The sequence below is a fragment of the Microbacterium umsixpiens genome (assembly GCF_053543675.1).
Map to the genome: position 1 here is coordinate 7,030 of NZ_JBLVOH010000016.1, position 3,385 is coordinate 10,414.

Annotated in this window: 5 protein-coding genes; 2 read left to right on the top strand and 3 right to left on the bottom strand. The window is 70.8% G+C overall.

Going from position 1 to position 3,385, the window contains the following annotated elements; all coding sequences use genetic code 11:
* Positions 1-136: 136 nt before the first annotated feature.
* Entirely contained in the window at positions 137-832 is a 696-nt protein-coding gene (locus tag ACNPM4_RS01550) for a helix-turn-helix transcriptional regulator (protein WP_448984462.1), read from the bottom strand.
* 73 nt (positions 833-905) lie between these two features.
* On the opposite strand from ACNPM4_RS01550, the gene ACNPM4_RS01555 reads away from it, so the two are divergent.
* Both ACNPM4_RS01555 and ACNPM4_RS01560 read left to right on the top strand, forming a co-directional pair.
* Positions 906-1,646, top strand: coding sequence for an alpha/beta fold hydrolase (locus tag ACNPM4_RS01555; RefSeq protein ID WP_448984463.1), 741 nt, complete (start codon positions 906-908; stop codon positions 1,644-1,646).
* 103 nt (positions 1,647-1,749) lie between these two features.
* Entirely contained in the window at positions 1,750-2,157 is a 408-nt protein-coding gene (locus ACNPM4_RS01560; RefSeq protein ID WP_029261372.1) for a DapH/DapD/GlmU-related protein, read from the top strand.
* A gap of 44 nt (positions 2,158-2,201) precedes the next feature.
* On the opposite strand, the gene ACNPM4_RS01565 is transcribed toward ACNPM4_RS01560, so the two are convergent.
* Together ACNPM4_RS01565 and ACNPM4_RS01570 are read right to left on the bottom strand one after the other, a co-directional pair.
* The gene (locus ACNPM4_RS01565; RefSeq protein WP_448984464.1) at positions 2,202-2,861 is read right to left on the bottom strand and encodes a LuxR C-terminal-related transcriptional regulator; all 660 of its coding nucleotides are present in this window, start codon (positions 2,859-2,861) and stop codon (positions 2,202-2,204) included.
* Positions 2,854-3,385, bottom strand: a 532-nt coding sequence (locus ACNPM4_RS01570) for a sensor histidine kinase (protein WP_448984465.1), incomplete at its 5' end; no start/stop codon positions are given. The genes ACNPM4_RS01565 and ACNPM4_RS01570, both read right to left, overlap by 8 nt.

The window sequence follows — 3,385 nt, forward strand, 5'->3', positions numbered from 1 at the left end:
CGCCGGGCGCCCGTGCCGCCGCTGCGGAACCCTCATCCGGCGCGGCGAGCAGGGCGCCGACCCGACCCGCGAGCGCGTCACGTTCTGGTGTCCGGTCTGCCAGCACTGAGTATCGGGCAGGAACGGCGCGAGTCGTTCAACCGCCGACATGCACCGGCCGGGCGTTCACCGGCGGGGTCCCGACCTCCTGCACGGTGTGACCGCTGCAGGCCGTGTTCGTCATGCGAGCCTGCTCGATTCGCGACACGACGAACCAGCGCATCGCGTCGCGCAGCAGACACCATCCGACCAGGTACCACCGGCCGTTCGCGGAGGCGAACATCACGGGCTCGATCTCACGCGCGGTCGTGGCACCGGCGAGGGAGGTGTACCGGATCCTGATCGTCCGCTGCTCGGCCATCGCCTCCTCGATCACCGAGCGGACGGCGCGGGAGGAAGGGGGCGATCCGTCGACCCACACTCGACGCCCCAGGTCGGCGGCCCTCTCCCGCGTGCGGGGATCGAGCACGTCCATGATCTTCTGCACCCCGGCCGATGCCAGGTCGGCGTAGGGGGCGTCGGACGCCGCCGAGACGGCCGCCAGGAGCGCCACGGCCTGCGCCGGCGAGAGCGTGATGGGCGGCAGGGAGGCGCTCGATGCCAACCCGTAGCCACCACCGGGTCCCGGGCGCGACCACACCGCGGCGCCGCTGCTCGCCAGCGCGGCGAGGTCGCGCTTCACGGTGCGGACGGACACCTCGAACTCGGCGGCGAGCCGATCCGCGCTGCATCCCCGCGTGCCGTTGCGGCGCAGCATCTCCGTCAGGGCATGGAGCCGCTCAGTCCGCTTCACCGCCGGCACCTCGTTGAATTCATGACAGAAATAGTGCCATACACCTGTCCGGAGCTGCTGCGAGCATCGAGACATGACGACAGAAACAAGGAATCCGACCATCATCCTGATCGCGGGCCACTGGCTCGGCGCCTGGGCCTGGGACGAGGTGCAGGAAGGGCTGACGGCCGACGGGCAGAACGCCGTCGCGATGACACTCCCCGGCCTCGACGCGCACGATCCCGAACGATCGTCCCGGACCCTCGACGATCAGGCCGCGGCGATCGAAGAGGCCATGGCCCGCGCCGACGCCTCGGTGGAGAACCCCGTGGTGCTCGTGGGTCACAGCGGGGCCAACGCTCCGCTCAGCATCGTCCTCGACCGGCATCCCGAGCGCGTCCGTCGGATCATCTGGGTCGACTCCGGACCCGTCGCACCGGGAAGCGTCTTCGCCCCGGAGCTCCCCGACACGGTGGCGGAGCTGCCTCTGCCGCCCTTCGAGGTCCTCGGAGAGCAGGCCAGCCTCGAGGGTCTGAGCCCCGAGATGCTCGAGCGCTTCCGTGCCCGAGCCGTCCCCGAGCCCGGGCCGGTGCTCCGGCAGCCCGTGGAACTCACGAACGAGGCGCGCCGCCGAGTCCCCACCACCCTCGTCTGCTGCTCCATCCCCAGCGCACAGCTTCTGGAACTCGCCCGCGCGGGGCATCCCATGTTCGCCGAGGTCGACGCCCTCGATGACCTCGAGGTCATCGATCTCCCGACCGGGCATTGGCCGATGTGGAGCCGCGCTGCGGATCTCGCGAAGACTATCGGTTCCGCGGCGACCCGCGTCGACTAGCGAACCGAAACCCACCGCGCTCCCTACATCCATCCGCGGGAATGAATCCGCCCGTGCCGTGGTTGTTGATATATCCGGAGAACTCCGGAGCACGGGAGGAATCGTGGGTAAGAACTACGTCGACATCGAGAACGACCAGGGCGCGACGCTGCGGTACCGCAAGCACGCGAACGGTCGAGGTCTCGTCGCGCATGGCGCGAAGGTGCATCCGAAGGCGCACATCGAGGCGGGTGCCTATATCGAACCGGGCGCGCGCGTCGGCGCCGGGGCGACCATCGCCCGCGGCGCCTGGATCGACGAAGACGCCGTGGTCGGTGAGGGAGCTTTCGTCGATGCGCACGCGCACATCGGTCAGGGAGCCGCGATCGGGGACCACGCGTACGTGGGTGTCCGCACCGACGTCGGCGCCGGAGCGCGCATCGTCCGCGGCGCCAGGATCGGCGACGACGAGACGGTCGCCGCCGGCCTCACCATCGCGACGGACCAGAAGGGCCTCTGGCTCGCAGCCTGACGCCCCGCGCTCGACCTGAGCGCGTCACGCGTCGCGTGGCCTGACTACAGCAGTCGCCGCTCGGATGCCCAGGCGGTGAGTTCGTGCCGCGACGAGAGCTGCAGCTTGCGCAGCACGGACGACACGTGCGTCTCGACCGTCTTGATCGAGATGAACAGCTCCGACGCGACCTCCTTGTAGGCGTAGCCGCGGGCGATCAGACGCATGACCTCCTGCTCGCGCGCCGAGAGCCGGTCGAGCTCATCCGTCGCAGTCGCTGTCTCCCCCGCGACGGCCCCGAACGCGTCGAGCACGAAGCCGGCGAGCCGCGGCGAGAACACCGCGTCACCGTCGGCCACGGCATGAACGGCCTTGCTGACCTCGATGCCGGACGATCCCTTGGTGATGTAGCCGCGCGCGCCGGCGCGGATCACCCGCACCACATCGGCCGCCGCATCCGACACGCTCAGCGCGAGGAACCGGGCCGCCGTCGGCGCCGAGCCGCGGATCACGGCCTCCCCCCCGGGCGCGGCGTCGCCGGGGCCGCCCGGCAGGTGCACGTCGAGCAGCACCACATCGGGCTGCGTCGCGCCGATCACCGCGAGGGCGGACGGCACGTCGGCAGCCTCCCCGACCACATCGACACTGGCATCGAGGTCGGCCCGCAGACCGGAGCGGAAGATCGAGTGGTCGTCGACGATCACGACGCGGATGCTGTCAGCCACGGTTCTCCTCCCGGGACGTGATGCTCAGATGCACCTCGGTGCCGTTCTCGTCGCTGCGGACCCCGCCCGAGCCGCCGGCGCGACGCATCCGGCCGATGATCGACTCCCGCACCCCGAGGCGGTCGCTGGGCACGTCGTCGAGGGAGAACCCGGCACCGCGGTCGCGGATGAACACGTCGACGCCGGTCGCGCTGCCCTCGATGTACACCGAGATCTCGCCACCGGCGTGACGAGCCGCGTTCAGGATCGCCTCTCTGGCCGCGGCCGCGAGCTCCCCACTCGCGCGCTCGGCGGAGAGGCCGGCCGAGACCACGTCGATGCGCACCGGGTAGTCGAGTTCGAGCGCTCCGGCGTAGTCACGCAGATCCGTCGGCAGGTCGCTGTCGGCCGGGGCGTCACCGTCGTACAGCCACGCCCGCAGCTCGCGCTCCTGCGCTCTGGCGAGACGCGCGGCCTCACTGGAGGCACCGGCCCTGTTCTGGATCAGCGCGAGCGTCTGCAGCACCGAGTCGTGCAGGTGCGCG